Origin of the sequence: Billgrantia sulfidoxydans (assembly GCF_017868775.1) — a bacterium.
In the GTDB taxonomy this organism is placed as follows: domain Bacteria; phylum Pseudomonadota; class Gammaproteobacteria; order Pseudomonadales; family Halomonadaceae; genus Halomonas; species Halomonas sulfidoxydans.
This window is the reverse complement of sequence record NZ_CP053381.1, coordinates 4,210,547-4,235,564: the sequence shown is the minus strand read 5'-3', so window position 1 is coordinate 4,235,564 and position 25,018 is coordinate 4,210,547. Positions and strand designations below refer to the sequence as shown.

23 protein-coding genes and 1 rRNA gene are annotated in these 25,018 nt (G+C 66.8%); 6 read left to right on the top strand and 18 right to left on the bottom strand.

Annotated elements, in window-relative coordinates:
- Positions 1 to 96: 96 nt before the first annotated feature.
- The 10 genes from panD to dksA all read right to left on the bottom strand — a co-directional run bounded on the left by panD (position 97) and on the right by dksA (position 10,958).
- Positions 97 to 477, bottom strand: a complete 381-nt coding sequence (gene panD, locus HNO51_RS19695; RefSeq protein ID WP_197448830.1) for an aspartate 1-decarboxylase — start codon at positions 475 to 477, stop codon at positions 97 to 99.
- A gap of 33 nt (positions 478 to 510) precedes the next feature.
- The gene (gene panC, locus HNO51_RS19690) at positions 511 to 1,359 is read right to left on the bottom strand and encodes a pantoate--beta-alanine ligase (RefSeq protein WP_197448829.1); all 849 of its coding nucleotides are present in this window, start codon (positions 1,357 to 1,359) and stop codon (positions 511 to 513) included.
- 30 nt (positions 1,360 to 1,389) lie between these two features.
- Positions 1,390 to 2,181 carry a 3-methyl-2-oxobutanoate hydroxymethyltransferase gene (gene panB / locus HNO51_RS19685; protein ID WP_197448828.1) on the bottom strand — a complete coding sequence of 264 codons (792 nt, stop codon included), beginning with the start codon at positions 2,179 to 2,181 and terminating at the stop codon, positions 1,390 to 1,392.
- Between the two features lie 109 nt (positions 2,182 to 2,290).
- On the bottom strand, positions 2,291 to 2,794 hold the full coding sequence (gene folK, locus HNO51_RS19680) for a 2-amino-4-hydroxy-6-hydroxymethyldihydropteridine diphosphokinase (protein WP_197448827.1): 504 nt from the start codon (positions 2,792 to 2,794) through the stop codon (positions 2,291 to 2,293).
- The gene (gene pcnB, locus HNO51_RS19675) at positions 2,791 to 4,191 is read right to left on the bottom strand and encodes a polynucleotide adenylyltransferase PcnB (protein ID WP_209538144.1); all 1,401 of its coding nucleotides are present in this window, start codon (positions 4,189 to 4,191) and stop codon (positions 2,791 to 2,793) included. Before pcnB ends, folK begins: the two co-directional genes overlap by 4 nt.
- An 858-nt stretch (positions 4,192 to 5,049) precedes the next feature.
- Positions 5,050 to 6,444, bottom strand: a complete 1,395-nt coding sequence (locus tag HNO51_RS19670) for a sigma-54-dependent transcriptional regulator (RefSeq protein ID WP_197448825.1) — start codon at positions 6,442 to 6,444, stop codon at positions 5,050 to 5,052.
- Complete coding sequence (locus tag HNO51_RS19665) at positions 6,422 to 9,379, bottom strand: ATP-binding protein (protein ID WP_197448824.1); 2,958 nt, start codon at positions 9,377 to 9,379, stop codon at positions 6,422 to 6,424. The genes HNO51_RS19670 and HNO51_RS19665 overlap by 23 nt, the downstream gene beginning before the upstream one ends.
- Positions 9,369 to 9,545 carry a hypothetical protein gene (locus tag HNO51_RS19660; RefSeq protein WP_197448823.1) on the bottom strand — a complete coding sequence of 59 codons (177 nt, stop codon included), beginning with the start codon at positions 9,543 to 9,545 and terminating at the stop codon, positions 9,369 to 9,371. Before HNO51_RS19660 ends, HNO51_RS19665 begins: the two co-directional genes overlap by 11 nt.
- A 9-nt stretch (positions 9,546 to 9,554) precedes the next feature.
- The gene (gene gluQRS / locus HNO51_RS19655) at positions 9,555 to 10,433 is read right to left on the bottom strand and encodes a tRNA glutamyl-Q(34) synthetase GluQRS (RefSeq protein ID WP_209538143.1); all 879 of its coding nucleotides are present in this window, start codon (positions 10,431 to 10,433) and stop codon (positions 9,555 to 9,557) included.
- Between the two features lie 87 nt (positions 10,434 to 10,520).
- Complete coding sequence (dksA, locus tag HNO51_RS19650; protein WP_111415238.1) at positions 10,521 to 10,958, bottom strand: RNA polymerase-binding protein DksA; 438 nt, start codon at positions 10,956 to 10,958, stop codon at positions 10,521 to 10,523.
- 228 nt (positions 10,959 to 11,186) lie between these two features.
- Between dksA and HNO51_RS19645 the strand changes: the two genes are divergently transcribed.
- Positions 11,187 to 12,347 (top strand): pyridoxal phosphate-dependent aminotransferase, encoded by a 1,161-nt coding sequence (locus HNO51_RS19645; RefSeq protein ID WP_197448821.1) that lies wholly within the window; start codon positions 11,187 to 11,189, stop codon positions 12,345 to 12,347.
- An 8-nt stretch (positions 12,348 to 12,355) separates the two neighbouring features.
- Positions 12,356 to 13,114: a DNA/RNA nuclease SfsA gene (sfsA, locus tag HNO51_RS19640; RefSeq protein ID WP_209538142.1), complete on the top strand. Its 759-nt coding sequence runs from the start codon at positions 12,356 to 12,358 to the stop codon at positions 13,112 to 13,114.
- Here sfsA and HNO51_RS19635 read toward each other — a convergent pair.
- From HNO51_RS19635 to HNO51_RS19605, 7 genes are read right to left on the bottom strand one after another with little or no spacing between them, the layout of a single operon-like run.
- Positions 13,073 to 13,402, bottom strand: a complete 330-nt coding sequence (locus HNO51_RS19635) for a Rieske (2Fe-2S) protein (RefSeq protein WP_209538141.1) — start codon at positions 13,400 to 13,402, stop codon at positions 13,073 to 13,075. The two genes, sfsA and HNO51_RS19635, sit on opposite strands and share 42 nt — an antisense overlap.
- Before the next feature lie 8 nt (positions 13,403 to 13,410).
- A complete protein-coding gene (locus tag HNO51_RS19630; RefSeq protein WP_197448818.1) occupies positions 13,411 to 13,872 on the bottom strand; it encodes a DUF4426 domain-containing protein in 462 nt (153 codons plus the stop codon).
- Positions 13,873 to 13,914: 42 nt separating this feature from the next.
- Positions 13,915 to 14,517 (bottom strand): methionine biosynthesis protein MetW, encoded by a 603-nt coding sequence (gene metW, locus HNO51_RS19625; protein ID WP_197451125.1) that lies wholly within the window; start codon positions 14,515 to 14,517, stop codon positions 13,915 to 13,917.
- Positions 14,517 to 15,674: a homoserine O-succinyltransferase MetX gene (gene metX / locus HNO51_RS19620; protein ID WP_209539272.1), complete on the bottom strand. Its 1,158-nt coding sequence runs from the start codon at positions 15,672 to 15,674 to the stop codon at positions 14,517 to 14,519. The genes metW and metX overlap by 1 nt, the downstream gene beginning before the upstream one ends.
- Positions 15,675 to 15,720: 46 nt before the next feature.
- The gene (locus tag HNO51_RS19615) at positions 15,721 to 16,311 is read right to left on the bottom strand and encodes a YggT family protein (RefSeq protein WP_197448817.1); all 591 of its coding nucleotides are present in this window, start codon (positions 16,309 to 16,311) and stop codon (positions 15,721 to 15,723) included.
- A gap of 58 nt (positions 16,312 to 16,369) precedes the next feature.
- Positions 16,370 to 17,194: a pyrroline-5-carboxylate reductase gene (gene proC, locus HNO51_RS19610; protein ID WP_197448816.1), complete on the bottom strand. Its 825-nt coding sequence runs from the start codon at positions 17,192 to 17,194 to the stop codon at positions 16,370 to 16,372.
- 59 nt (positions 17,195 to 17,253) lie between these two features.
- The gene (locus tag HNO51_RS19605) at positions 17,254 to 17,964 is read right to left on the bottom strand and encodes a YggS family pyridoxal phosphate-dependent enzyme (protein WP_209538140.1); all 711 of its coding nucleotides are present in this window, start codon (positions 17,962 to 17,964) and stop codon (positions 17,254 to 17,256) included.
- A gap of 78 nt (positions 17,965 to 18,042) precedes the next feature.
- Here HNO51_RS19605 and HNO51_RS19600 point away from each other — a divergent pair, with 78 nt between their 5' ends.
- Both HNO51_RS19600 and HNO51_RS19595 read left to right on the top strand, forming a co-directional pair.
- The gene (locus HNO51_RS19600; RefSeq protein ID WP_197448814.1) at positions 18,043 to 19,077 is read left to right on the top strand and encodes a type IV pilus twitching motility protein PilT; all 1,035 of its coding nucleotides are present in this window, start codon (positions 18,043 to 18,045) and stop codon (positions 19,075 to 19,077) included.
- 31 nt (positions 19,078 to 19,108) lie between these two features.
- On the top strand, positions 19,109 to 20,251 hold the full coding sequence (locus HNO51_RS19595) for a PilT/PilU family type 4a pilus ATPase (protein WP_197448813.1): 1,143 nt from the start codon (positions 19,109 to 19,111) through the stop codon (positions 20,249 to 20,251).
- A gap of 15 nt (positions 20,252 to 20,266) precedes the next feature.
- Here the strand turns inward: HNO51_RS19595 and HNO51_RS19590 are convergent, their stop codons facing one another.
- The gene (locus HNO51_RS19590; protein ID WP_209538139.1) at positions 20,267 to 21,397 is read right to left on the bottom strand and encodes an anhydro-N-acetylmuramic acid kinase; all 1,131 of its coding nucleotides are present in this window, start codon (positions 21,395 to 21,397) and stop codon (positions 20,267 to 20,269) included.
- Positions 21,398 to 21,514: 117 nt separating this feature from the next.
- Here HNO51_RS19590 and tyrS point away from each other — a divergent pair, with 117 nt between their 5' ends.
- Together tyrS and HNO51_RS19580 are read left to right on the top strand one after the other, a co-directional pair.
- Positions 21,515 to 22,714, top strand: coding sequence for a tyrosine--tRNA ligase (gene tyrS / locus HNO51_RS19585; protein WP_197448811.1), 1,200 nt, complete (start codon positions 21,515 to 21,517; stop codon positions 22,712 to 22,714).
- A 739-nt stretch (positions 22,715 to 23,453) separates the two neighbouring features.
- A 16S ribosomal RNA gene (locus HNO51_RS19580) occupies positions 23,454 to 24,993 on the top strand.
- The last annotated feature ends 25 nt before the right edge of the window (positions 24,994 to 25,018 follow it).

Below are 25,018 nucleotides of genomic sequence, written 5' to 3'. Positions count from 1 at the left end.
TGAGTCGTTCACGGTCGCTGAGAGCTCAGCATAGGCGACTATTGTGCGCTGCGGCAATGCCTCATGCCGAGATAGCCCAGTCGCGCCGTCAGGCCGTCAGGCGAACTGGACGGGAATGGCGTTGCTGGTGTGGCTGACGACATTGCCTTCCTGCAGGTAGACGAGACGCGGCTGGTGATTCTCCAGTTCGGCCTCGCTGTAGTGAGCATAGCTGCAAATGATCACGCGGTCGCCGGGGCCGGCCAGGTGGGCGGCGGCGCCGTTGATCGAGATGACCCGCGAGCCCTCCTCGGCGCGAATGGCATAGGTGGTGAAGCGCTGGCCGTTGGCGACGTTGTAGATCTGGATCTGCTCGTTCTCGCGGATGCCGGACATGTCCAGCAGTTCGCCGTCGATGGCGCAGGAGCCTTCGTAGTCGAGCACGGCATGGGTGACGCGGGCCATGTGCAGCTTGGCCTTGAGCATGACGGTGAACATGCGGGCTTCTTCCTCCGGGTGTATCGCGCCGCCTCAGCGCGGCAGGGTCAGGGTCAGGTTGTCGATCAGGCGAGTCGTGCCCAGGCGGGCCGCGGTGAGCAGCACGGCTTCGCGGGTGGTGGCGCTCACCGGCCCCAGGTCGGCGGCACGCAGCTCCAGGTAGTCGGGCACGAAGCCGGCCTCGCGCAGCCGGGTCAGGCCGGCCGCGAGGGTCGCATCGACGGGCTCGCCGGCCTCGAGTTTCTCGCGCAGCATGGCCAGGGTGCGCTGGAGCTCGGGTGCTGTGGCGCGTTCGGCTTCGTCGAGATAGCCGTTGCGCGATGACAGCGCCAGGCCGTCGTCGGCGCGCTCGATCGGCACGCCGACGATCTCGATGGGGAAGTGCAGGTCGTCGACCAGCTTGCGAATCACCGCCAGCTGCTGGTAGTCCTTCTCGCCGAAGCAGGCCACGTCGGGCTGAACCAGGTTGAACAGGATGCTGACCACGGTGGAGACGCCATCGAAATGGCCGGGCCGCGAGCCGCCGCACAGCCCCTCGCTGACGCCAGGGACGCAGACGCGGGTCTGGTCGTTCAGCCCGCGGGGGTAGAGCGTGGCGACGGACGGTGTGAACAGCAGGTCGCAGCCGGCCGCCTCGAGCTTGGCCTGGTCGTCGGCCAGGGTGCGCGGATAGGCGTCGAGATCTTCGTTCGGGCCGAACTGCAGCGGATTGACGAAAACGGTGGCCACGACCACATCGGCACGGCGCCGGGCCGCGGCCACCAGCGCCAGGTGTCCCTCGTGCAGGTTGCCCATGGTCGGCACCAGGCCGATGCGCTGGCCGCGGCGACGGCATTCACCGAGCACCTCGCGCAGCGCAGGAATGTCTTGAAGGGTACGCATCAGCGGGCCTCCTGGATGCAACGATCGGAGCTAGAAGCTGTGTTCCTCGGCGGGGAAGCGGCGCGCCTTGACGTCCTCATGATAGCGACGGAAGGCACCGGGGATGTCGTCGGCTTCGGCCAGGAAGTTCTTGACGAAGCGTGGCGTGCGGCCGTGGGTGACGCCGAGCACGTCGTGCATGACAAGAATCTGGCCGTCGGTGCCGGGGCCGGCGCCGATGCCGATCACCGGCACCTCGAGGGCCTCGGTGATGGCGCGACCGAGGCTGGCCGGCACGCACTCGAGCAGGATGACCGAGGCGCCGGCCTCGACCAGGGTACGGGCATCCTCGAGAATCTGGGCAGCACGCTCGGCATCGCGCCCCTGGACCTTGTAGCCGCCGAGCTGGTAGACCGTCTGTGGCGTCAGACCCAGGTGGGCACACACCGGCACGCCGCGGCGGGTCATCTCGCGAACCCCGTCGGCCATCCAGGCCTCGCCCTCGACCTTGACGATCTCGGCGCCGGCGCGCATCAGTGCCCCGGCATCGCTCAGCAGGCGTTCGGTGCTGGCATTGCTCATGAACGGCAGGTCCGCCATCAGCAGGCTCGCCCCCTTGGCACGCGCGGCGCAGCGCGTGTGATAACAGATGTCATCGAGGGTCACCGGCAGGGTGCTGGCGTGGCCCTGCAGCACCATGCCCAGCGAATCGCCGACCAGCAGCACCTCGATGCCCGCTTCGGCGGCGGTGCGCGCGAAGGTCGCGTCGTAGGCGGTCAGGCAGCTGAAGGTTTCACCTGCGCGCTTGTAGGCCTGCAGCGTGCTTAGCGTGACGGTTTTCATGGCGTGCTCTCGTTATGTTTCGGGGCGCCTGGCTGGGAGCGGTGTGCCAAGGCTGCGCCTGATTGTTACCAGAATGCGGCGGTCGTGTCGACCGGTAACACCTGACGCCTCAGTTCGCGTTGTCAGGTAACACTTCGACTTCGCCAGCCGTGGCAAGCGTTTCCGCCAGCGCCGCAATGCGATGCCCGTCCGGAAGCTGCAGGTGCGGCGCCAGCTCCAGGAGCGGCAGCAGGACGAAGGCACGGGAGGTCATTTCACGATGCGGCACTTGCAACCGCGGCAGCGCCAGGGTCTCGTCTCCGTACAGTAGCAGGTCGAGGTCGAGGGTGCGGGGCCCCCAGCGGCGCTCGCGGATGCGGCGGTGGCGCTGCTCCAGCGCCTGCAGCTGGTCGAGCAGGGCGAGAGGCGAGAGTCGCGTGTGCAGGTGAGCGACGGCGTTGACGAAATCCGGCTGGTCCTGAGGGCCGACCGGGCGGCTGGCGTAAAGCCGTGATGCCGCCACACGCCGAGTCAGCGGCAGGGAGTCGAGTTCGTCGAGCGCGCGGCGGACCTGATCGATGGGGTCGTCGAGGTTGCTGCCCAGCCCGACGTACACCTCGGTGTGGGGCGTCATGAGCTGCCGGGTGAGCTGCGCCGGCGACGTTTGCGTGGGCGCCGGCGGCGGGGGCCGTCGCTACCGGGGCCGGCGTTGGCACCGGCTTTTTCCAGCAGGCGGCGCTGCTCGTGCTCGTCGCCCTCCTGGTAGGCCGTCCACCAATCGCCGAGACCGGGCTCGATCTCGCCGGCCGCTTCTCGCAGCAGCAGGAAGTCGTAGGCGGCACGGAAGCGCGGATGCTCGCGGGTCTGCAGGGCGCGCTTGCCGCGTCGCTGGGGCAGGCGCTGCTGGAGGTCCCAGATGTCGCGCATCGGCAGGCTGAAGCGCTTGGGTACCGAGATGTGCCTCAACTGGCGCGACAGGACCTGCTGGGAGGCGAGCTGCAGCGCGGGAATGGGCGGCATGCCCTCGGCTTCCAGCGCGTTCTGGCGACGCTGTACGGGGCCCCACAGCAGGGCCGCGAAGAGAAACGCCGGGGTCACCGGTTTCTCCTCGTGGATTCGCCTGTCGGTGCTGGCCAGGGCCTGCTCGATCAGCGGCTCCGCCCACGGCAGCTCGGCCATGGCCTCGTCGGTCTCGGGGAAGAGCATGGCGAACAGGCCGTAGTGGCGCAGCAGCTGGAAGGTTTCCACGCCGTGGCCGGCCATGAACAGCTTGAGCACTTCGTCGAACAGTCGGGCGGGCGGGATCTGCAGCAGCAGCGGCGCGAGCTCGGCGATAGGGGCTTCAGAATCCGGCGCGAGATGAAAATCGAGCTTGGCCGCGAAGCGCACCGCGCGCAGCATCCGCACCGGATCCTCGCGATAGCGCACTGCCGGGTCGCCGATCAGTCGCAGGGTGCGCGACTCGATGTCGCGCATGCCGTCGGCAAAATCGTGGATGGAGAAGTCCGCGATGCTGTAGTAGATCGCGTTGACGGTGAAGTCGCGGCGTATGGCATCTTCCTGAATGTTGCCCCAGACGTTGTCGCGCAGCAGCAGACCATGCTCCGACTGCTGGGCGATGTGGTCGCCATGGTCGTCGCCGTGGGTGCCGCGGAAGGTGGTGACCTCGATCACCTCGCGGCCAAAGCGCACGTGCACGATGCGGAAACGCCGGCCGATGATGCGCGAGTTGCGAAACAGCTCGCGCACCTGTTCCGGCGTGGCATCGGTGGCGACGTCGAAGTCCTTGGGCATCTTGCCGAGCAGCGAGTCGCGGATGCAGCCGCCGACCAGATAGGCCTCGAATCCGGCGTTGTGCAGGCGGTAGAGCACCTTCAACGCCGCCTCGCTGAAGTGCTGGCGCGAGATGGGATGCTGGTCGCGGGGAACGATTCGAGGGCCTGCCTGCCCCCCGGAAGCGTCCTGGGGGCCGAAGAGGGTCCTGAAGTGTGTGCCAGGGCTCTGCAGAAAGCGGGTAAATCCTTTGAACATGCGGCGATTTCGACTCGCAGTGTGCGAAAGTTGTAGAGTGTAGCCGACCGCCGACACCTTGCAAAGCGGCGGAGGCATTCACCGCAAGGGCTCGCAGGAGAGCGCAAAGCAAAAGAGGAGGCCGTTGGGCCTCCTCTGACAAGCTAAACGGTGCTGCGTCCTTGCGGCTGTTTCTTCTTCGTGATGGCGCATCGCCTTGAATACGCACCACAGTCACCAAGAGTCACAGGCAAACAGTGTTGTTGTGATTGTTGACGTTCCTGGTTGCGACCGCCTCGTATTCAAAACAATAATCCAACCACGACGGCACAGGAGGTATGCCTGCCTTCGGCTTGTTGGCGTTATTGCCGAAGGTGCGCTTTTGCGGCCATTGTTCTTGTTGTGGGCCGGGGTTGGCGCGTCGCGTCCTGATGGATCCGGTGCTTCGCTCGGGTCTTGTTGTTGTTGAACGAATAGAGCGAAGGGCGGCTCTCTCCGGGGCATCTTGTTGTTGTTGCCCCTGGCCGCATCCTCTTCACAGCCTGCCATTGTTGTTGTTGGCGCAGGCCCTGCCTTCCCAGATGCCCTGTTATTGTTGTTGGCTCGGGTGGCAGCCGGATGTTGTTTTTCTTGCCCTGAATGTTGCACGGCACATGCCAAGGTGGTTTTTAGTCCACACAAAACAAGCGATTATGAATCGACCCTTGGCGAGTCTCCGTCCGGCGCGGTAGATGTGTTACCGCTGTTGCGCCATGTCGGGGCACACTCTGGGTGGGAAGGTAACACCTGGTGCAGGCGAGTCCGATCGGACATGAAAAAGCGCCTGCGGCGTGCCGGCCGAGGCGCTTGGACATTAGTCGAAGAGAGCGGAGGGGGGCGTCAGGCGTTGCTGCGTCGGGCCTGTTTCTTGCGCGGGATGCCCAGACGCTGTCGGCGTTCCCACAGGCACTTGCGGCTGATTCCCAGTTTCTGGGCGAGCTCCGTTTCGCTCATGTGGTCCTGATGCTCCAGCACGAAGTGCTGGAAGTAGTCCTCGAGCGAGAGATCCTCCTCGTCGTCACCCTCCTCGTCCCTCGCCTGGTCGGCGGGCATCGGCCTGGGCTCGATGACGCTGCGCAGCTGCGTGACCGGGCTCGGGTTCAGCCCCAGGTCGTCGGGATGGATCAGGTGGCCTTCGGCGAGGATGACGCCCCGCTCGAGTGCGTTCTCCAATTCCCGCACGTTGCCGGGCCAGGGGTAGTCGCGAATTTCGCGGCGCGCCGCGCGGGACAGGCGCAACCCGTCACGCCGGTGGCGCCGACACGCCTTCTCCAGCAGCACCTCGGCGATCAGCAGGATGTCGTCCTCGCGCTCGCGCAGCGGCGGCAGGTCGATCTGCATCACGTTGAGCCGGTAGTAGAGGTCGAGACGAAATTCGCCGGTCTTGGACAGAGCGCGAAGGTCGCGGTGGGTGGCGGCGATCAGGCGCACGTCGACATGGCGGGTCTCGACCGAGCCGATGCGGCGAATCTCGCCCTCCTGCAGCACGCGTAGCAGGCGCGCCTGGGCGTCCAGCGGCAGTTCGCCGATCTCGTCGAGGAACAGGGTGCCGCCGTCGGCGGCTTCCACCAGGCCGGTGCGGGCGGCGCTGGCACCGGTGAAGGCGCCCTTCTCGTGGCCGAACAGCTCCGACTCGATCAAAGTCTCGGGGATGGCGGCGCAGTTGACGCAGATGAGCGGCGCATGGATGCGCTGGCTCTGCTGGTGGATGGCGCGTGCCACCAGCTCCTTGCCGGTGCCCGATTCACCCTGGATCAGCACGGTGACGTCGGCCGGCGCCGTCTTGCGGATGCGCGTATAGACCGCCTGCATCGCCGGGCATTCGCCGATCATCTGCTGACGCGAGCCGCCGGCATCGGTGACATCGGGTGGCGGGGCGCGGTGCGCCGACTGCTGGTGCAGCACGCGGGCCACGGTCTCCAGCAGTTCGTCATGGTCGAAGGGCTTGGCCACGTAGTCCACCGCCCCCTGCTTGAGCGACTCCACCGCCGAGCGCATGCTGGCGTAGCTGGTCATGATCAGCACCGGCACCGGCGCGGCCTGCTCGATCAGGTCGGTGCCGGGCTCGCCGGGCAGGCGCAGGTCGCTGATCACCAGGTCGAAGCCGCGCGGCTCCAGGGCCAGCGCCTCGTCCACGCAGCCGGCCTCGCTGACTTCATAGCCGTGGCGCTCCAGCAGCCGGCGCAGTGCGGTGCGGATGATGGCTTCGTCTTCAACGATCAGAATCCGGCTCATCGGTATCTTCACCATCCTCTCGTTCGGTGGGCAGCCACAGGCAGATGCGGGTGCCACGCTCCTGCCCTGGGGGCGGTGACTCGATCTCGATCCTGCCATGATGCTCGGCCACGATGCTGTAGACCAGCGGCAGGCCGAGCCCCGTGCCTTCGCCCGGCGGCTTGGTGGTGGTGAAGGGCTCGAAGAGGTGCTCGCGCACCCGGTCGTCGAGCCCATGCCCCTCGTCGGTGACGGTGACCTTCAGCATGCCGCCTTCCGGCTCGGCATCGACCACCACCTCGCCTTCCGGCTCGCTGGCGTCACGCGCGTTGCTCAGCAGGTTGATCATGACCTGCTGCAGCCGCTGGGCGTCGCCGAGCACCCTGAGTTCGGCAGGACAGAGATTGCGGTAACGAACATCCTCTCCCGAGCGTGCCAGCTGGATCAAGTGCAGGGCCTCGTCGGTGATCGCGGCGATGGAGACCGGGGCCAGGCTGGTGCCCTTGACGTGGCGCCCGCCGTGGGCGAAGCCGACCAGCGAACCGACGATGCGCGAGATGCGATCGGTGAGCTGCTGGATCTGGCGTGCGGTTTCCAGCACCTCGGGGTCGTCGGTGTCGTAGCGCAGGTTCTGCGCCAGGGACGAGATGCCGGTCACCGGGTTGCCGATCTCGTGGGCCACGCCGGCCGCCAGCTGGCCGATCGAGGCCAGTCGTGCGGCATGCACCAGTTCGTCCTCGAGCCACTTCATCTCGCTATGGTCCTCGATCAGGATCACGGTGCCGCCGCGCACGTCGTCGTCGGCCTGCAGCTCGGCGCGATGCAGCGTCAGGTAGCGCGTTCCGTCCTTGAGTTCGACCGGCTGCTTGTAGAGATGATCGTGGGGTTCGCCCAGGGCGCGGCCGAGCAGCTCTCCCCAGGGGGGCGGCAGGCCGTCGCGTCGCGCCCCCACCACGCTTGCGCCGTCGATGCCGGACAGCTCCGCCAAGGCATCGTTCCACATCAGCAACTCGTCATCGACACCGAAGGCGCACAGCCCCACCGGCAGCCGGGCGAGGATGCGGCGGTGGTAGCGGCGCAGACCGTCGAGCTCGCGTGCCAGGCCGGTGAGCCGGGAGCGGTAGGCCTCGAGCCGGCTCTCGACGAAGTGGATGTCGTCGGTAGGCTCCTGGCTGCTGCGTCGGTAGGGCAGGTAGCGGTCGACGATGTCCTGCGCCACCGAGGGGCCCATCAACCCCGAGAGGTTGGCCTGAATACGGTCGCGCAGCCGGCGCAGGGCATAGGGGCGGCCGTCGAGCGGCGACATGCCGAGGTCGGTGAGGGCGCGCTCCACTTCGCGCTGGGCGACGTCCTCGCCCAGCGCCTGGGCCAGCGGCTGCTTGAACTCCTCGCCGGTGGTGGCGATCAGCGGCAGCCGCTTGGGGCGGATCACGGCATCCACCGAACACGCCTCGGCGGCGGCGCGTTCACCCTCGGAGGTGGGCGTGGCCAGCGAGACGACGATGAAGACGAGGATGTTGAGCGCCAGCGAGACCAGGGTGACCACGTACCACTCGGGCTCGCCGATGAGCAGCTCCAGGCCCGGCGGAATCAGCAGCAGGGTGGGCAGGCCCGTGAGCAGCGGCAGCCACAGCCCGGCGAGCCAGACCAGCACGCCGACGATCAGGCCCGAGACCATGCCCTTGCGGTTGGCGCCTGGCCAGTAGAGCAGCGCCAGCAGCCCGGGCAGGCACTGGGCCATGCCGACGAAGGCCGCAAGCCCCAGGGTGGTCAGGTCGTGGTGGACCCCTACCATGCGATAGAACAGCCAGCCGCTGAGAATGACCCCGGCCATCAGCCCTCGACGCAGCCAGCGCAGCCAGCGGTAGAGGTTGGGCTGGGCCTCGGGCGGGTGGGCGACCAGCAGCACGTGGTTGAGGATCATGCCCGACAGCGCCATGGCGATGATCACCAGGGTGCCGCTGGTGGCGGCGAGGCCGGCGAGGAAGGCCAGCGCCTGGACCCAGAGCGCGTCGGACAGGCCGAACGCCAGGTAGGCGGCGCTCATCGCTTCATGGCTGCCCAGCCGCTGCCCGGCCCACAGCACCAGCGGCACTGGGATCGCCATCAGCAGCAGGAACAGCGGCAGCGACCAGCTTGCCTGCAGCAGGGTATGACGTGACAGGGTCTCGGCGAAGGTGATGTGGAAGATATGGGGCATCAGCAGCGCCGTGGCGAAGAACAGCAGCAGCAGCGTGCGCCAGTGGGCGGCGTCCGGCTGCACCACGCTGGCCTGGAAGGCCTGTCCGGGCCCATCCAGCCAGGTCTGCAGGCCGGCGGGGCCGTCGAAGACCACCAGCAGGGCAAAGGCGCCCAGGGCCAGCATGGCGACGAGCTTGACCACCGAGGTGAGCGCGATCACGGCGAGCAGGGTGTCGTGGCGGGCCGCTCCGTTGCCGTGTCGTGTGCCGAAGATCATCGCGAACAGCGCGATCAGTGCGCACAGGGCCAGGGCAAGCAGGGCCGGCGAGGCGGCGCCGGTCATCCGCTGGATGGCGTCGCCCAGGGTCTGGACCTGCAGCGCCAGCAGCGGGAGTACCGCCAGCAGGCTGACCACCGTGATCAGGGTGCCGACCCAGCGCGAGCGGAAGCGGAAGGCGAACAGGTCGGCCAGCGAGGCGAGCTGGTGGGTCCGCGCCATGCGCTGGATCGGCACCAGCAGCACCGGCGCCAGCAGGAAGGCGCCCGCCGCGCCCAGGTAGTAGGCCAGATAGCCATAACCCGAGCTGGCCGCCAGCTCCAGGCTGCCATAGACCGCCCAGGCACTGGCGTAGACGCCGAGCGCCAGGGTATAGACGGCGGGATGACGGGTCACCCTGCGGCTGAGCCAGCCGCGCTCCACCGCCAGGGCACAGAGGAACATCAGCAGCAGGTAGCCGATGCCCAGGAACAAGACGCTGGCCAGGCTAGCGCTCATCGAGCTTCCTCTTCTGCTCCAGCCACAGCGTCAAGGCGATCAGCACGCCCCAGATGGCGAAGGGGCGGTACCAGGCGACGCCGGGGCTCGACCAGCCGCTCATCAGCAGCGGCGACAGCAGGTAGCCGCCGAAGACCAGGAACAGCATGATGCGGTAGACGTACATGAGCGCTCCTTACTCCCTGCGCTGGGCCTCGGGGTGGATGCGGTTCGGCTCCCAGCGAGTGATCGCCCAGTCCAACTGTTCGTGCGCCGCCGCCGTGTTCAGCTCGGCAGGTGGGGCCTGGTCGAGCGCCGTGAGGGCGCGGTGCAGCAGCGGGCGCACTTCGCTGTCCTCGAGCGGCAGCGCGGGCGCCAGGTTCTGCTTGGACAGCTTCTGGCCTTCGCGGTTGACGATCAAGGGCAAGTGCAGATAGCGCGGCTCGGGCAACCCCAGGGCGTGCTGCAGCTGGCGCTGCCAGGGCGTGTTGTCGAGCAGGTCGTAGCCACGCACCACGTCGCTGATGCCCTGGTCGGCGTCGTCCACCACCACGGCGAGCTGATAGGCCCAGAGGCCGTCCTTGCGCTGGAGCACCACATCGCCGAGCGCGGCCGGGTCGAAGCGCTGCTCGCCGAACAGCCGGTCCTGCCAGGTCACCGGGCGCAGGCCGAGGTCGCTGCGCAGGCGCCAGGCCACCGGCTTGCCCGGCTCGCGCACCCCGTCACGGCACCAGCCGGGATAGATGGGGTGGTCACGCCACTGCTTGCGTGAGCAGCTGCAGGCATAGGCCAGCCCGCGGGCCTTCAGACGCTCGAGGGCGTCGGCGTAGGCCGGATCGCGGTCGTGCTGCCACAGCACCGGGCCGTCCCAGTGCAGACCGAAGGCCTCGAGCTGGCGCAGGATGGTATCCGCCGCTCCCGCCGGGCAGCGTGGCGGGTCGATATCCTCGATGCGCAGTAGCCACTCGCCGCCGGCGCGGCGGGCATCGAGAAAGCTGGCCAGGGCGGCGATCAGCGAGCCGAAGTGCAGGGCGCCGGAGGGGGTGGGGGCGAAGCGCCCGCGGTAGCCGGTCATGGCGGGCTCCTGAGGGCGGTGGCTGGCACGCAAACGGGCACCCAGCGGTGCCCGTTGCGGTGAATTGCGAGGCGCATCACGCCGGCATCAGCCGCCGAGCTGTTTTTCCTTGAGCTCGGCCAGGGTCTTGCAGTCGACGCACAGGGTCGCGGTGGGGCGTGCCTCCAGGCGACGAATGCCGATCTCGACGCCGCAGGCCTCGCAGAAGCCGTAGTCGTCCTCATCGATCTTTTCGAGCGTCTCGTTGATCTTCTTGAGCAACTTGCGTTCGCGATCGCGGGTGCGCAGCTCCAGGCTGAAGCCCTCTTCCTGGGTGGCGCGGTCCGCCGGGTCGGCGTAGTTGTTCGCCTCCTCCTGCAGATGGCGCACCGTGCGATCGACCTCTTCCATGAGTTCCTGTTTCCAGCCCAGCAGGATCTGTCGGAAGTGCTCAAGCTGCTGCTCGTTCATGTACTCTTCACCCGGTGCCGCCTCGTACGGGGTGAATTTTTTGGGCGCTTCCGCTTTCTTGTCTGCTACTGGCATGGGATTGCCTCATTACTTGAGTGACTGCTGATCAATACCCGCCGCAACATGGTGCAAGGTATCTCACGCCAAAGGCATGCTTGTTTATCGGAATTCGCCGCGTTTTGCAATACCCGGCGAAATCGGCCGAGGCCTCCCAGCGACCTGAATCGATGGTATGGTTTTTTGACCGTCGGAACGGAAAAAGTGCCCACCGGCGGTCGTTCAATCACTATTCAGGAGCCTTAGATGTCGTGGAATCCGCGCGTTGAACGCGTCGCGCCCTTCCGTGTGATGAGCCTGCTGGAAGCCGCCCAGGCGCGCGAGGCCGCAGGCCATGACGTCATCCATCTGGAGGTGGGCGAACCCGATTTCGCCACCCCCGCGCCGGTGGTGGCGGCCGGGCAGGCGGCGCTATCGGCAGGGCACACCCGTTACAGCCCGGCGACGGGACTGCCGGCGCTGCGCGAAGCGATCGCCGGGCACTACGGCGAGCACTTCGATGCAGACATCGATCCCCGACGGATCCTGGTCACGCCCGGGGCCTCCGGGGCGCTGCTGCTGGCGAGCCAGCTGCTGGTCGGGCCCGGCGACCGGGTGCTGATGGCCGATCCCAACTACCCCTGCAACCGCCACTTCATGGCCCTGGCCGGCGCCGAGGTGGACACCGTTCCCGTGGGCCTGGAGAGCGGCTGGCAGCTCGATGCCGAGCTGATTGCACGGCACTGGCAAGATGCGACCCGGCTGGCGATGCTCGCCACGCCATCCAACCCTACCGGGCATATGCTCGATGCGGCACAGCTGCAGGCGGTAGCCGAGACCGTGGCGGCACGCCGTGGCCATCTGCTGGTGGACGAGATCTACCAGGGCCTCAGCTACGACCTCGAGCCGCTCTCGGTGGCGTCGCTCAGCCCCGATGTCTTCGTGGTCAACAGCTTCTCCAAGTATTTCGGCATGACCGGCTGGCGCCTGGGCTGGCTGCTGGCACCGCAGGAGGCCGTGGAGCCGCTGACCCGGCTGGCACAGAACGTCTTCCTCGCCGCCCCCACTCCGGCCCAGCACGCGGCACTGGCGGCCTTCACCCCCGAGTGCCGCGACATCCTCGAGAGCCGCCGTCGCGAACTCGGCCGGCGCCGCGACGCGCTGCTGGCAGGCCTCGCCCGGCTGGGCCTGGCGCCTTCGCTGCCGCCCCAGGGGGCCTTCTACCTATGGCTCGATATCTCGCGCTACGGGGGTGACAGCCAGGCCTTCTGCCAGCGCCTGCTGGAGGAGGAGAACGTCGCCATCACCCCCGGGGTCGACTTCGCCGTCAGTGGCGGCGAGCACCACGTGCGCATCGCCTTCACCACCGGCATCGCCCGCCTGGAGGAGGCGGTGAGCCGACTCGAGCGCTTCCTGGCGCGGCAATAGGGGGCGTCGTGGATTACCCCGTTCTGGTCCCCGGCGTGCTGCTGCGCCGCTACAAGCGCTTCCTCGCCGACGTGCGCCTCGAGGACGGCCGCGAGGTGGTGGTGCACTGCCCCAATACCGGTTCGATGCGGGCGGTCAACGTGCCGGGCTGCCGCGTATGGCTGGCGCCCAGTGACAACCCGGCGCGCAAGCTGGCCTGGACCTGGGAGTTGATCGAGCTGACCCAGCCCGACGGCAGCGTGGCGCTGGCCTCGGTGCATACCGGGCGCGCCAACCGCATCGTCGAGGAGGCGCTGCGGGCGGGGCGGGTGGTGCCGCTGGCCGGCTACGCCACCCTCAAGCGCGAGGCCGGGGTCGAGGGGGCGCGGCTCGATTTTCGCCTCGACGATGCCGGGCGCGGCACGGCTTACGTCGAGGTCAAGCAGGTGACACTCAAGGAACTCGACGGTCACGGCTACTTCCCGGATGCGGTGAGCGAGCGCGGGCGCAAGCACCTGCTGGCGCTGGCGGCCCTGGCCGAACAGGGCCGGCGCGCGGTGCTGCTGTTCTGCGTCGCGCATACCGGCATCCGCGACGTGGCGCCGGCGGTGCACCTCGACCCCGCCTATGCGGCCACGCTGAAAGCGGCAGTCGAGCGTGGGGTGGAGGTCGTGGCTCATGGTTGCGAGATCGGCTGGCGCCATGGCCGGCCCGTGTCGATCACCCTGGGTGCCCCGCTTCCGGTGTCACTCACCCGCCAGGTGAATGTTGCCCTCGGTATCGATTGAGATCGCCACCGGCTCCAGGAAGCGGCCCTGGCAGGGGCCGAATACGCACTCGCCGCTCTCCGGCAGGAACAGCGCGCCATGCATGCCGCACTGGATCAGCTCGCCGCCCGCCTCGAGAAAACTCCCCTCCGGTCGATTCAGCGGCACGCGCTGGTGCGGGCAGCGGTTGATGAAGGCGCTGACACGGCCGTGCACGCGCACGAGGAAGGCGCTCCTGCCGTCGGGCAGTACCACGCCCCGCGAGGGCGCGGCCTCGAGCTGGCCCAGGTGCGCGATGGCTCGCCCCATGCGGCGACTCAGCGCTCGATGTGGAAGCGCTGGATGAAGCTCACTTCGGCAGGCTCCCGGTTACGGTCGTAGCGCACCTCGAGGGTAAAGAGCATCGGCTCGTCGTCGCGGATGCGGAACACCGCGACCTGCGACTGCGTATCGCCGCTGCGCAGAGTGCGAAAGCTGAGCGGCGACCGCTCGCTGCCCTGCACCTCGCCCACGCTGCCGCTGGCCGAGGCATTGACCGGGCGCAGCTCGCCATCGACCTCCTCGAGCACGCTGACGTTGAGCAGCGCCATGGCCGGGCTGCGCTGGATGCCGTGGGCCTCGGCCACCGACGCCGGCAGAAAGCTGGTGCTCACGGCGCTGTAATGAATCTGGTAGTCGCCGACCTGCTCGAACTGCTGGGCCTGGCCTGCGAGCGGCCACAGCCCCAGCAGCAGGGCGGCGGCCAGCGAACGGGGGGACGACACGATGCGTTTCAGCATGGCGCTCTCCTTGGATGCGCTGTCGATCGACGCCGCCGACGGTTATCGGCGGTTCTGGCGTTCGACGCGGAAGATGGCGATCTCGCCGAACAGGTTGGGCCACAGGCGCGTGGCCCAGTGTCCCTCGTGATCGCCGATGCCGACGGCCCGGTCGGTGATGCGCAGCCCCTTCTCACGACACAGGTGCTCGAAGTCGTTGAAGGTCGACAGATGAATGTTGGGGGTATCGTACCAGGCATGCGGCAGCGACTTGGAGACCGGCATGTAGCCGCGTATGCCGAGGTGCACCCGGTGCCGCCAGTAGGCGAAGTTGGGGAAGGTGATGATGCACTCGCGGGCGACGCGCAGCATCTCGTCGAGCATGCGGTCGGGCCGGCGCAGTGCCTGCAGCGCCTGGGTCATGACCACCAGGTCGTAGGTGTCGTCCTCGAAGTTGACCAGGCCCTCGTCGAGGTTCTGTTCGAGTACGCTCACGCCCTTGGCGATACACGCCGTGATGCCCTCGGGGTCGATCTCCAGGCCGTAGCCCGTCACCCGCTTGTCCCGCGCCAAGGCTTCGAGCAAGGTGCCATCGCCGCAGGCCAGGTCGAGAATGTGGGCGCCCTCGGGTACCCAGCGATGGATCAGCTCCAGGTCGGCGCGCATCATGCGGTCTCCTCCAGGCCCAGTTCGCCGGCAACACGGCACATGAAGGCGGCGAAGACCGCCTGGTAGCGCGGCTCCGGTAGCAGGAAGGCGTCGTGGCCGTGGGGCGAGTCGATGTTGACGTAGCTCACCGGCTTGCCGGCGCGGGTCAGGGCATTGGCCAGCTCGCGCGAGCGCGATGGCGGGAAGCGCCAGTCGCTGGTGAAGCTCACCACCAGGAAGGGGCACCGGCTGGGCGCGACGGCGTCGGCGAGCACGCCGCCGTGCTCGGCCGCCGGATCGAAGTAGTCCAGCGCCTTGGTCATCAGCAGGTAGGTGTTGGCGTCGAAGGCGGTGGAGAAGGTGTCGCCCTGGTAGCGCAGGTAGGACTCGACCTGGAACTCGACGTCATAGCCGAAGTTCAGGTCCTCGCTGCGCAGGTCGCGGCCGAACTTGCTGCCCATGGCGTCTTCGGACAGGTAGGTGATGTGCCCCACCATGCGCGCCAGTTTGAGGCCGCGTCGCGGCGCCGTGGCGTGCTCGGCGTACCAGCCGTCGTGGAAATCCGGATCGGAGCGGATCGCCTGGCGCGCCACCTCGTTGAAGGCAATGTTCTGGGCCGAGAGCTTGGGCGTGGCGGCGATGATCACGGCGTTGGCCACCCGCTCGGGGTAGGTCAGGCTCCACTGCAGCGCCTGCATGCCGCCGAGGCTGCCGCCGATCACCGCGGCGAAGCGCTCGATGCCCAGGCGGTCGGCTAGGCGCGCCTGGCTGTGCACCCAGTCGCTCACCGTGACCATGGGGAAGTCGGGGCCCCATTGGCGCCCCGTGGCGGGATTCAGGCTGATCGGGCCGGTGCTGCCGTGGCAGCCGCCGAGGTTGTTCAGCGAGACCACGAAGAAACGATTGGTATCGATCGACTTGCCCGGTCCGATATGGGCATCCCACCACCCCGGTTTGCGCTCGTCGGTGCCGTGGTAGCCGGCGGCATGGTGATGTCCCGAGAGGGCATGGCAGATCAGCACCGCATTGGAACGTGCGGCATTGAGCGTGCCGTAGGTCTCGTAGACCAGATCATAGGCCGGCAGCGTCCTGCCGCAGGCCAGCGCCAGGGGGTCGTCGAAGTGCGCCGTCTGCGGCGTCACCAGGCCGACCGAGTCGTCGGGAAACTCGGGCATGTGTCGTTCCATGTCCTGTCGTTGGGCCCTCTTCACGGCGATGGGGTCACAGGCCCACCAGGGCGCCGGCGATGCCGGCGGCACGGGTCAGTGCGCCGACCACGATACCATCGATGAGGCTGATGGCGATGAAGACCACGATCGGCGACAGGTCGATCATGCCCAGCGGCGGGATGACCCGGCGCACCGGCGCCATGATCGGCTCCACCAGCTGCATGACCAGCAGCGCCCCGGGGTGGCTGGCGTTGGGGGCGACCCAGCTCAGGATGATCATCACGATCAGGGCGAAGAAGTAAATCTTGAGGATGGCATTGGCGATCGCCGCCACGGCGCCGATCGCGACCTGGGTGAGCGGCGGCATGCCGAAACCGGCAATCTGCAGGATCGCCACGATGCTGACCGCCTTGAGCACGAAGGCGGCGGCCAGGGTCGCCATGTCGAAGCGCCCCAACACCGGGCCGAGGAAGCCCTGGAAGGGCCGCACCACCGGCTGGGTGATCTTGACCACCGACTGGCTGATGGGGTTGTAGTAGTCGGCCTGGGACGCCTGCAGCAGGAAACGCAGCATCATCAGGAACAGGTAGATGTTGATCAGGGTGTTGACCAGCAGCAGGCCGGCATTTCCCAGTTGGCCCATATGGGCTCCTCCCTATCGTCGAGACGGCCGCCCGCGTAACCGCGAACGGCCAGAAAGGCTAGCGCTTGCCGAGTTCCTCGGCCATCTCGCGGGCGCGGGCGGCGCAGGCCTCCATGGCCTCGGCCATGATCCGGCGCAGGCCGGCCTGCTCGAGGTGCTCGATGGCCCGCTCCGTGGTGCCGCCGGGTGACATCACGTTGCGCTTGAGGCGGTCCGGGGTGAACTCGCTGCCCTGCGCCATGCGTGCGGCACCCAGGGCGGTCTGTATCGCCAGGCGGCGCGCCGTCTCGGCCGGCAGGCCGAGCTTGACGCCGGCCTCTTCCATGGCCTCGAACATCAGGAAGAAATAGGCCGGGGCGCTGCCCGATACCGCGGTCACCGCGTCCAGCTGCTCCTCCTTCTCCACCCATTCGGCCAGGCCCACGGCCTCGAGCAGGGTGGTCGCCTGGTCGCGCTGCTCGGCGCCGACCTCGGGCGTGGCGAACAGGCCAGCGGCGCCGGCACCGACCAGCGAGGGCGTGTTGGGCATGCAGCGCACCAGCGGCAGGCCGCCGCCCATCCAGGCCTGCAGCGATTCGGCCGTGAGACCGGCGGCTACCGAGATGACCAGCGGGCGCTGGCGCTGCAAGGTCTCGCGTAGCCCCTCGCAGACATCGCGCATGATCTGCGGCTTGACCGCCAGCACCACGATGTCGGCATCGCGTACCGCCGCGGCGTTGTCGGTCTCGGTACGGATGCCGAAACGTTCGCGCAGCGGCGCCAGGATCTCATCGCTCGGCGAGGTGGCGGTGATGGCGGCGGCCGGATGGCCATTGTCGATCATCCCGCCGATGATGGCGCCGGCCATGTTGCCGGCGCCGATGAAAGTGACTCTGCTGGCCATTGCATCTTGTCCTTCTGTGTCATTGCGCGATCGGCTCGCGGCCGATGCGGATACGCCGCCTAGCGACGCGAGGTGTCTCGTGTACCGAAGATGGCCGTGCCCAGCCGTACCAGGGTGGCCCCCTCGAGCACGGCGGCTTCCAGGTCGTCGCTCATGCCCATCGACAGGGTATCCAGCGGTGCCTCGGGGAAGCGTCGGCGCAGCGCTTCCAGGGCCTGACGCAAACGCGCCAGGGGCTCGCGCTGGCTCGCGATGTCCCGGGCCGGGGCCGGAATGGCCATCAGTCCGCGCAGGCGCAGGCGCGGCATCGAGAGCACCGCTTCCGCCAGTGCCTCCAGCTCGCCGGGAGCGACCCCCGACTTGCTGGCCTCGCCGCTGACGTTGACCTGCAGGCACACCTGGAGCGGCCCCAACTCCTCGGGGCGCTGGTCGTTCAGCCGTCGAGCGACCTTCTCGCGGTCGAGGCTGTGGACCCAGTCGAAGTGCTCGGCCACGGCACGCGTCTTGTTGGCCTGCAGCGGGCCGATGAAATGCCAGACGATATCGCCCAGGTCGGCCAGCTCGGCCTGCTTCTCCAGCGCCTCCTGCACGTAGTTCTCACCGAACTCCCGCTGGCCCAGTGACCAGGCCTCGCGGATCATGCCGGCCGGCTTGGTCTTGCTGACTGCCAGCAGCCTGGCTGCGTCGGTCGGGCGTCCGGCCGACACCAGGGCCTCGGTCAGACGCCGGCGGGCACTGGCCAGCGACTCGCAAAGCATGCTATCCGTCATCTCATCCACATGAAGTCCATCATGTCCACAAGGTCTGTCATACTCGCAGGAACCTTAACCGGGGAGCTGGGGAAACGCATGGATATTACCGAACTGCTGGCGTTCTCGGCAAAGCAGAACGCCTCCGACCTGCATCTGTCGGCCGGTCTGCCGCCGATGATTCGGGTCGATGGCGACATTCGTCGCCTCAACGTGCCGGCCATGGAAGACCGCGAAGTCCGCAAGCTGATCTACGACATCATGGGCGACCGCCAGCGCCGTGACTACGAAGAGTTCTTCGAGACCGACTTCTCCTTCGAGGTCCCCGGGGTGGCTCGCTTCCGCGTCAACGCCTTCAACCAGGCCCGCGGTGCCGGTGCGGTGTTTCGCACCATTCCCAGCGAGGTGCTGAGCATGGAGGACCTGGGTCTGGGCGAGGTCTTCCGCCGCCTGGCGCTGCTGCCGCGCGGGCTGGTGCTGGTCACCGGCCCCACCGGGTCGGGCAAGAGCACGACCCTGGCCGCGATGATCGACTATATCAACGATCACCGTTACGACCATATCCTCACCATCGAGGACCCGGTGGAATTCGTCCACCGCAGCAAGCGCTGCCTGATCAACCAGCGCGAGGTGCACCGTGACACGCACGGCTTCGCCCAGGCGCTGCGCAGCGCACTGCGCGAAGACCCCGACGTGATCCTGGTCGGCGAGCTGCGCGACCTCGAGACCATCCGCCTGGCGCTCACCGCCGCCGAGACCGGCCACCTGGTGTTCGGTACCCTGCATACCACCTCGGCGGCCAAGACCATCGACCGGATCATCGACGTCTTCCCCGGCGAGGAGAAGGCCATGGTGCGCTCGATGCTGTCGGAGTCGCTGCAGGCGGTGATCTCCCAGACCCTGCTCAAGCGCCGCAGCGGGGGGCGGGTGGCGGCCCACGAAATCCTCGTCGCCAACGCGGCGGTGCGCAACCTGATCCGCGAGGACAAGGTGGCGCAGATCTACTCGGCCATCCAGACCGGCGGCAACCTGGGGATGCAGACCCTCGACGCCGCCCTGGCCAAGCTGGTGGCCGAAAACGTCATCAATCGCGACGAGGCGCAGGCGCGTGCCAAGAGCGTGCTGACCGGCTGAGCGCCAAGCTATCCGACATGGGAGCAGGGAGATGAAAGCACAGGAATGGTTGGAGCAGCTGCTCGACATCATGGCCCGCCAGGAGGCCTCGGACCTGCTGATCTCGGTGCAGGCGCCGCCCACCATCAAGACCGCCGGCAAGCTCACCGCGCTGGGCGACCAGCGGCTCTCGGTGGAACAGGTGCGCGAGCTGGTCAACACCGCGGTGCCTGAAGGGCTCAGGGAGCGCTTTGCGCAGGAGCGCGAAGCCAACTTCGCGCTCAGCCTCAGCGGGCGGGGGCGCTTTCGTGTCAGCGCCTTCCAGCAGCGCAACCAGTGGGCCATGGTCATCCGTCGCATCGCCTACGAGATCCCCCATCTCGAAGAGCTCTCGCTGCCGCCGCAGCTGGGCGAGCTGGCCAATCTCAAGCGTGGGCTGGTGTTCGTGGTGGGCGGCACCGGTACCGGCAAGTCGACCACCCTGGCGTCGATGATCCAGCAGCGCAACGAGACCGTCGGCGGTCACATCATCAGCGTCGAGGACCCCATCGAGTACGTGCACCCGCACAAGAAGGCGATCATCAACCAGCGCGAGGTGGGCATCGATACCGAGTCCTTCGAGGTGGCGTTGAAGAACACCTTGCGCCAGGCACCGGACGTGGTGCTGATCGGCGAGGTGCGCACCCGCGAAACCATGGAGCACGCCCTGACCTTCGCCGAGACGGGCCACCTGTGCCTGGCCACCCTGCACGCCAACAACGCCAACCAGGCGCTCGATCGCATCATTCACTTCTTCCCCCACGAACGCCACGAGCAGATCTGGCTCGACCTGTCGCTCAACCTGCATGCCATCGTCGCGCAGCAGCTGCTGCCCACCCGCGATGGCGGGCGCGCCCCGGCCATCGAGATTCTGCTGCGCACGCCGCTGATCGCCGACCTGATTCGCAAGGGCGACGTGGGCGAGATCAAGAACGTCATGGCACGTTCGCGCGACCAGGGCATGCAGACCTTCGACCAGGCGCTGTTCGAGCTCTACAAGGCCGGCAAGATCAGCGAGGAAGTGGCCATGGTGCACGCCGACTCGGCCAACGAGCTGCGCATGATGATCAAGTACGGCGACGAGAAGAGCGACGTGCTGGCCAAGGCGCAGGACGGCGCGCAGCGGTTTTCGCTGCGCGACGATGATGACTTCTAGCCTTGGCCTCCTGCTTCAAGGCGCGTAGACGCCGCCGAGGACGCGAGGGCCAGCGGCGCCGGTGACGCTGGGCAGGTTGCCGGGCAGGTGCTCCAGGCGCCGCCAGGCGAGCCAGGCGAAGGCCCCGGCTTCCAGCCAGTCGGCCGGCCAGCCCCAGTCGCTGCTGGGCACCAGGGCGGTCTCGGGCAGGCGCTGGGCGAGGCGGTAGAGCAGGTCACGGTTGTGAGCGCCCCCGCCGCAGGGGATCAGCGCCGTGGCGACCGGCGCACCGACCCGCTCACGTGCCATCTCGATGCCCAGGGCCACGCTGGTGGCAGTCAACTCCGCCAGCGTGGCCTGGACGTCCTCGGCACGTTCCCGTCCCGTCAGGTGCTGGCCCAGCCAGTCGAGATGGAACACCTCGCGCCCGGTGCTGCGCGGCGGCGGACGATGAAAGAAAGGTTCGGCGAGCAGGCGCTCCAGCAGCGTTTCGTCCACTCGGCCCGATGCCGCCCAGGCGCCATCGGCATCGAAGCGGCCGCCACGGTGCCGCGCATGCCAGGCATCGAGCAGGGCGTTGGCCGGGCCGGTGTCGAAGCCGAGAATGTCGGCGCCGCTTCCGTTCGGCGGCAGCAACGTCAGGTTGGCGAAGCCGCCCAGGTTGAGCACCAGCTGCCACTGCTGCGGATGCCGGAACAATGCCTCGTGGAATGCCGGCGCCAAGGGGGCGGCCTGGCCGCCGGCCGCCAGGTCGCGACGGCGGAAGTCGGCCACTACCATGCAGCCGGTCAGCTCGGCGAGCAGGCTCGGGTTGTCGAGCTGCAAGGTATAGGCGGGCCCCTCGGCGTGCCCCCAGGGGGCGTGCTCGATGGTTTGGCCGTGGCTGCCGATGGCGGTGATACGGGGCGCGTCGACGGCCTGCCTGGCGAGCAACTGCCGCACGGCATCGGCCTGCAGCCGGCTGAAGGCAACCTCGGCGGCCGCAAGATCGGTGAAGGCGACCCGGTCGGCCTGGCACAGCAGCAGCAGGCGCTCGCGAAGCGTGTCGGGCATCGGTTCGGCGTGAGTGCCGAGGAGCCGGGGGTGGCCCGCCGAGTCGATCTCGACCAGGGCAGCATCGATGCCGTCCAGGCTGGTGCCGGACATCAAGCCCACGAATAGTGCCATCTCTACTTCTCCCTGAAGGCTGGGGGGACCGCGAGGCATCAAGTCATGCTACCATCGTGCCCCATTCGGTGGACCCTGCCGTAGGGTGGATCAACGCAATTCGTGGAGTGGGAGACGATGACCGACGTTGCAAGCGCGCTGGCGCTGCTGAAGCGAGGCACCCAGGAGATACTGCTGGAGGAAGAGCTGGTCAAGAAGCTCGAGTCCGGCCGCAAGCTGCGCATCAAGGCCGGTTTCGATCCGACGGCTCCCGACCTGCATCTCGGCCACAGCGTGCTGTTGACCAAGATGCGCCAGTTCCAGGACCTGGGCCACCAGATCATCTTCCTGATCGGCGACTTCACCGGGCGCATCGGTGACCCCACCGGCAAGAACGTCACCCGCAAGCCGCTTACCGAGGAAGAGGTTCGGATCAACGCCCAGACCTACAAGGAGCAGGTGTTCAAGATCCTCGATCCCGACAAAACCGAGGTGCGCTTCAACTCCGAGTGGTTCAGCGAGCTCACCGCGGCCAAGATGATCGAGCTGGCCGCCCAGAGCACCGTGGCGCGCATGCTCGAGCGCGACGACTTCGACAAGCGCTACAAGTCGGGTCAGCCGATCTCCATCCACGAGTTCCTCTACCCGCTGGTGCAGGGCTACGACTCCGTGGCGCTCGAAGCCGACGTCGAGATGGGCGGCACCGACCAGAAGTTCAACCTGCTGATGGGGCGCGAGATCCAGAAGCACTTCGGCATGGAGCCACAGGTGGTCATCACCATGCCGCTGCTCGAGGGGCTCGACGGCGTGCAGAAGATGTCGAAGTCGCTGGGCAACTACGTCGGCGTCGACGAAGCACCGGGTTCGATGTTCAACAAGCTCGTGTCGATGCCCGACAGCCTGATGTGGCGCTACTTCGAGCTGCTGTCGCTGAAGTCGAACGAAGAGATCGAGACGCTCAAGCGCGATGTCGAGGCCGGTGCCAACCCGCGCGACATCAAGATGATCCTCGCGCGCGAGCTGATCGGCCGCTACCACGACGAAGAGGCCGCGGCCAATGCCCACAGGTCGGCCGGCAACCGCCTGGCCGAAGGCGAGCTACCCGAAGACCTGCCCGAGGTGGAGGTCGACTTCGAGGGCAGCGCCCAGGCGCCGATCGCCGCGGTACTCAACCGCTCGGGGCTGGCCAGCAACAGTGCCCAGGCCAAGGACATGCTGGGTAACGGCCGGGTCAAGGTCGACGGGGAGGTCGTCGCCAAGGATGCCATGCTCGACACCGGCAAGAGCTACGTGATCCAGGCCGGCAAGAAGCGCTACGCCCGGGTGACGCTACGCTGAGCTATTTCACCGCTCCTCCGGCCAACTGATGCCAAGTCAGTGGCTCTACCGACGCCCGCCCCGTGCGGGCGTCGTCGTCTCCGCCGCTCACGCAAAACCATCCACAACCCTTCGACGCCGAGCGGCTGTGGATAGTCCGCTCGCCCAGGTGGCGCCATCGCTCCGTCATCGTCGTGAAATTTTTTTACAAACGGCTCTTGCAGGGGCGCAGGGAAAACCGTAAAGTACGCATCCGCTGCCGGCGACGGGCAACGTGGCCAGCGGTGGGAGGAGTGGTAAGTGGTTGTCATGCTTTGGATTTTTCGACTCGCTTCGCAAGATTCGCGCTTGACGCCCGCGGTGGATTCGGTAGAATGCGCCCCACTCGAAAGCAAGTCCGCAAGCGGGCTTGCGGTCGCCGGCTCAGGCGGGTCTTCGCGGTCAGGATCACCTCGGTGACGGCCTCGAAGAGAGTTGACAAACTCCGACGCTTCAGCAGAATACGCCTTCCTCGCAGGGCGCTGGCGAGGCCCCTCGGTCACGGGATCGACGGCCACGACAGCAAGCGAGCTGCTCTTTAACAATCGATCAGGTAATTCATGTGGGCGCTTGTCGATGAGGTGGTGAGAAGTCACACCATTTCAAGGCAAGCGACTCGTCGAGACCTTCGGGTCTTTTGAGAAGCTTTGACCTTGAGCCGAGTTTGGTTCGCTTTCGTCCGTTTCTTCGGGAAGGGGCGAGCAAGAACCGCAATGATTTGAAACTGAAGAGTTTGATCATGGCTCAGATTGAACGCTGGCGGCAGGCCTAACACATGCAAGTCGAGCGGCAGCACGGGGGGCTTGCTCCCTGGTGGCGAGCGGCGGACGGGTGAGTAATGCATAGGAATCTGCCCGGTAGTGGGGGATAACCTGGGGAAACCCAGGCTAATACCGCATACGTCCTACGGGAGAAAGCAGGGGACCTTCGGGCCTTGCGCTATCGGATGAGCCTATGTCGGATTAGCTGGTTGGTGAGGTAACGGCTCACCAAGGCGACGATCCGTAGCTGGTCTGAGAGGATGATCAGCCACATCGGGACTGAGACACGGCCCGAACTCCTACGGGAGGCAGCAGTGGGGAATATTGGACAATGGGCGCAAGCCTGATCCAGCCATGCCGCGTGTGTGAAGAAGGCCCTCGGGTTGTAAAGCACTTTCAGTGGGGAAGAACGCCTTCCGGCTAATACCCGGAAGGAAAGACATCACCCACAGAAGAAGCACCGGCTAACTCCGTGCCAGCAGCCGCGGTAATACGGAGGGTGCGAGCGTTAATCGGAATTACTGGGCGTAAAGCGCGCGTAGGCGGCTTGATAAGCCGGTTGTGAAAGCCCCGGGCTCAACCTGGGAACGGCATCCGGAACTGTCAGGCTAGAGTGCAGGAGAGGAAGGTAGAATTCCCGGTGTAGCGGTGAAATGCGTAGAGATCGGGAGGAATACCAGTGGCGAAGGCGGCCTTCTGGACTGACACTGACGCTGAGGTGCGAAAGCGTGGGTAGCAAACAGGATTAGATACCCTGGTAGTCCACGCCGTAAACGATGTCGACTAGCCGTTGGGTCCTTCGCGGACTTTGTGGCGCAGTTAACGCGATAAGTCGACCGCCTGGGGAGTACGGCCGCAAGGTTAAAACTCAAATGAATTGACGGGGGCCCGCACAAGCGGTGGAGCATGTGGTTTAATTCGATGCAACGCGAAGAACCTTACCTACCCTTGACATCCTGCGAACCCTTCGGAGACGAAGGGGTGCCTTCGGGAACGCAGAGACAGGTGCTGCATGGCTGTCGTCAGCTCGTGTTGTGAAATGTTGGGTTAAGTCCCGTAACGAGCGCAACCCTTGTCCCTATTTGCCAGCGATTCGGTCGGGAACTCTAGGGAGACTGCCGGTGACAAACCGGAGGAAGGTGGGGACGACGTCAAGTCATCATGGCCCTTACGGGTAGGGCTACACACGTGCTACAATGGTCAGTACAAAGGGTTGCGAACTTGCGAGAGTGAGCCAATCCCAGAAAGCTGATCTCAGTCCGGATCGGAGTCTGCAACTCGACTCCGTGAAGTCGGAATCGCTAGTAATCGTGAATCAGAATGTCACGGTGAATACGTTCCCGGGCCTTGTACACACCGCCCGTCACACCATGGGAGTGGACTGCACCAGAAGTGGTTAGCCTAACCTTCGGGAGGGCGATCACCACGGTGTGGTTCATGACTGGGGTGAAGTCGTAACAAGGTAGCCGTAGGGGAACCTGCGGCTGGATCACCTCCTTAAACGACGTATCACGCCTCGCGGCAA

Excerpts from the sequence above, each read along its gene's own strand:
- HNO51_RS19615 (WP_197448817.1), bottom strand. The coding sequence starts at position 16,311 with ATGGGCCAACTGGGAAATGCCGGCCTGCTGCTGGTCAACACCCTGATC.
- panB (WP_197448828.1), bottom strand. The coding sequence starts at position 2,181 with ATGAAAACCGTCACGCTAAGCACGCTGCAGGCCTACAAGCGCGCAGGT.
- HNO51_RS19600 (WP_197448814.1), top strand. The coding sequence starts at position 18,043 with ATGGATATTACCGAACTGCTGGCGTTCTCGGCAAAGCAGAACGCCTCC.
- panD (WP_197448830.1), bottom strand. The coding sequence starts at position 477 with ATGTTCACCGTCATGCTCAAGGCCAAGCTGCACATGGCCCGCGTCACC.
- HNO51_RS19660 (WP_197448823.1), bottom strand. The coding sequence starts at position 9,545 with ATGTACGTCTACCGCATCATGCTGTTCCTGGTCTTCGGCGGCTACCTG.
- panC (WP_197448829.1), bottom strand. The coding sequence starts at position 1,359 with ATGCGTACCCTTCAAGACATTCCTGCGCTGCGCGAGGTGCTCGGTGAA.
- dksA (WP_111415238.1), bottom strand. The coding sequence starts at position 10,958 with ATGCCAGTAGCAGACAAGAAAGCGGAAGCGCCCAAAAAATTCACCCCG.
- folK (WP_197448827.1), bottom strand. The coding sequence starts at position 2,794 with ATGACGCCCCACACCGAGGTGTACGTCGGGCTGGGCAGCAACCTCGAC.
- HNO51_RS19645 (WP_197448821.1), top strand. The coding sequence starts at position 11,187 with ATGTCGTGGAATCCGCGCGTTGAACGCGTCGCGCCCTTCCGTGTGATG.
- HNO51_RS19605 (WP_209538140.1), bottom strand. The coding sequence starts at position 17,964 with ATGACGGATAGCATGCTTTGCGAGTCGCTGGCCAGTGCCCGCCGGCGT.
- gluQRS (WP_209538143.1), bottom strand. The coding sequence starts at position 10,433 with ATGACCGGCTACCGCGGGCGCTTCGCCCCCACCCCCTCCGGCGCCCTG.
- HNO51_RS19635 (WP_209538141.1), bottom strand. The coding sequence starts at position 13,402 with ATGGGGCGAGCCATCGCGCACCTGGGCCAGCTCGAGGCCGCGCCCTCG.
- tyrS (WP_197448811.1), top strand. The coding sequence starts at position 21,515 with ATGACCGACGTTGCAAGCGCGCTGGCGCTGCTGAAGCGAGGCACCCAG.
- HNO51_RS19590 (WP_209538139.1), bottom strand. The coding sequence starts at position 21,397 with ATGGCACTATTCGTGGGCTTGATGTCCGGCACCAGCCTGGACGGCATC.
- HNO51_RS19665 (WP_197448824.1), bottom strand. The coding sequence starts at position 9,379 with ATGAGCGCTAGCCTGGCCAGCGTCTTGTTCCTGGGCATCGGCTACCTG.
- HNO51_RS19630 (WP_197448818.1), bottom strand. The coding sequence starts at position 13,872 with ATGCTGAAACGCATCGTGTCGTCCCCCCGTTCGCTGGCCGCCGCCCTG.
- metW (WP_197451125.1), bottom strand. The coding sequence starts at position 14,517 with ATGCGCGCCGACCTGGAGCTGATCCATCGCTGGGTACCCGAGGGCGCC.
- metX (WP_209539272.1), bottom strand. The coding sequence starts at position 15,674 with ATGCCCGAGTTTCCCGACGACTCGGTCGGCCTGGTGACGCCGCAGACG.
- HNO51_RS19670 (WP_197448825.1), bottom strand. The coding sequence starts at position 6,444 with ATGAGCCGGATTCTGATCGTTGAAGACGAAGCCATCATCCGCACCGCA.
- pcnB (WP_209538144.1), bottom strand. The coding sequence starts at position 4,191 with ATGTTCAAAGGATTTACCCGCTTTCTGCAGAGCCCTGGCACACACTTC.
- proC (WP_197448816.1), bottom strand. The coding sequence starts at position 17,194 with ATGGCCAGCAGAGTCACTTTCATCGGCGCCGGCAACATGGCCGGCGCC.
- HNO51_RS19595 (WP_197448813.1), top strand. The coding sequence starts at position 19,109 with ATGAAAGCACAGGAATGGTTGGAGCAGCTGCTCGACATCATGGCCCGC.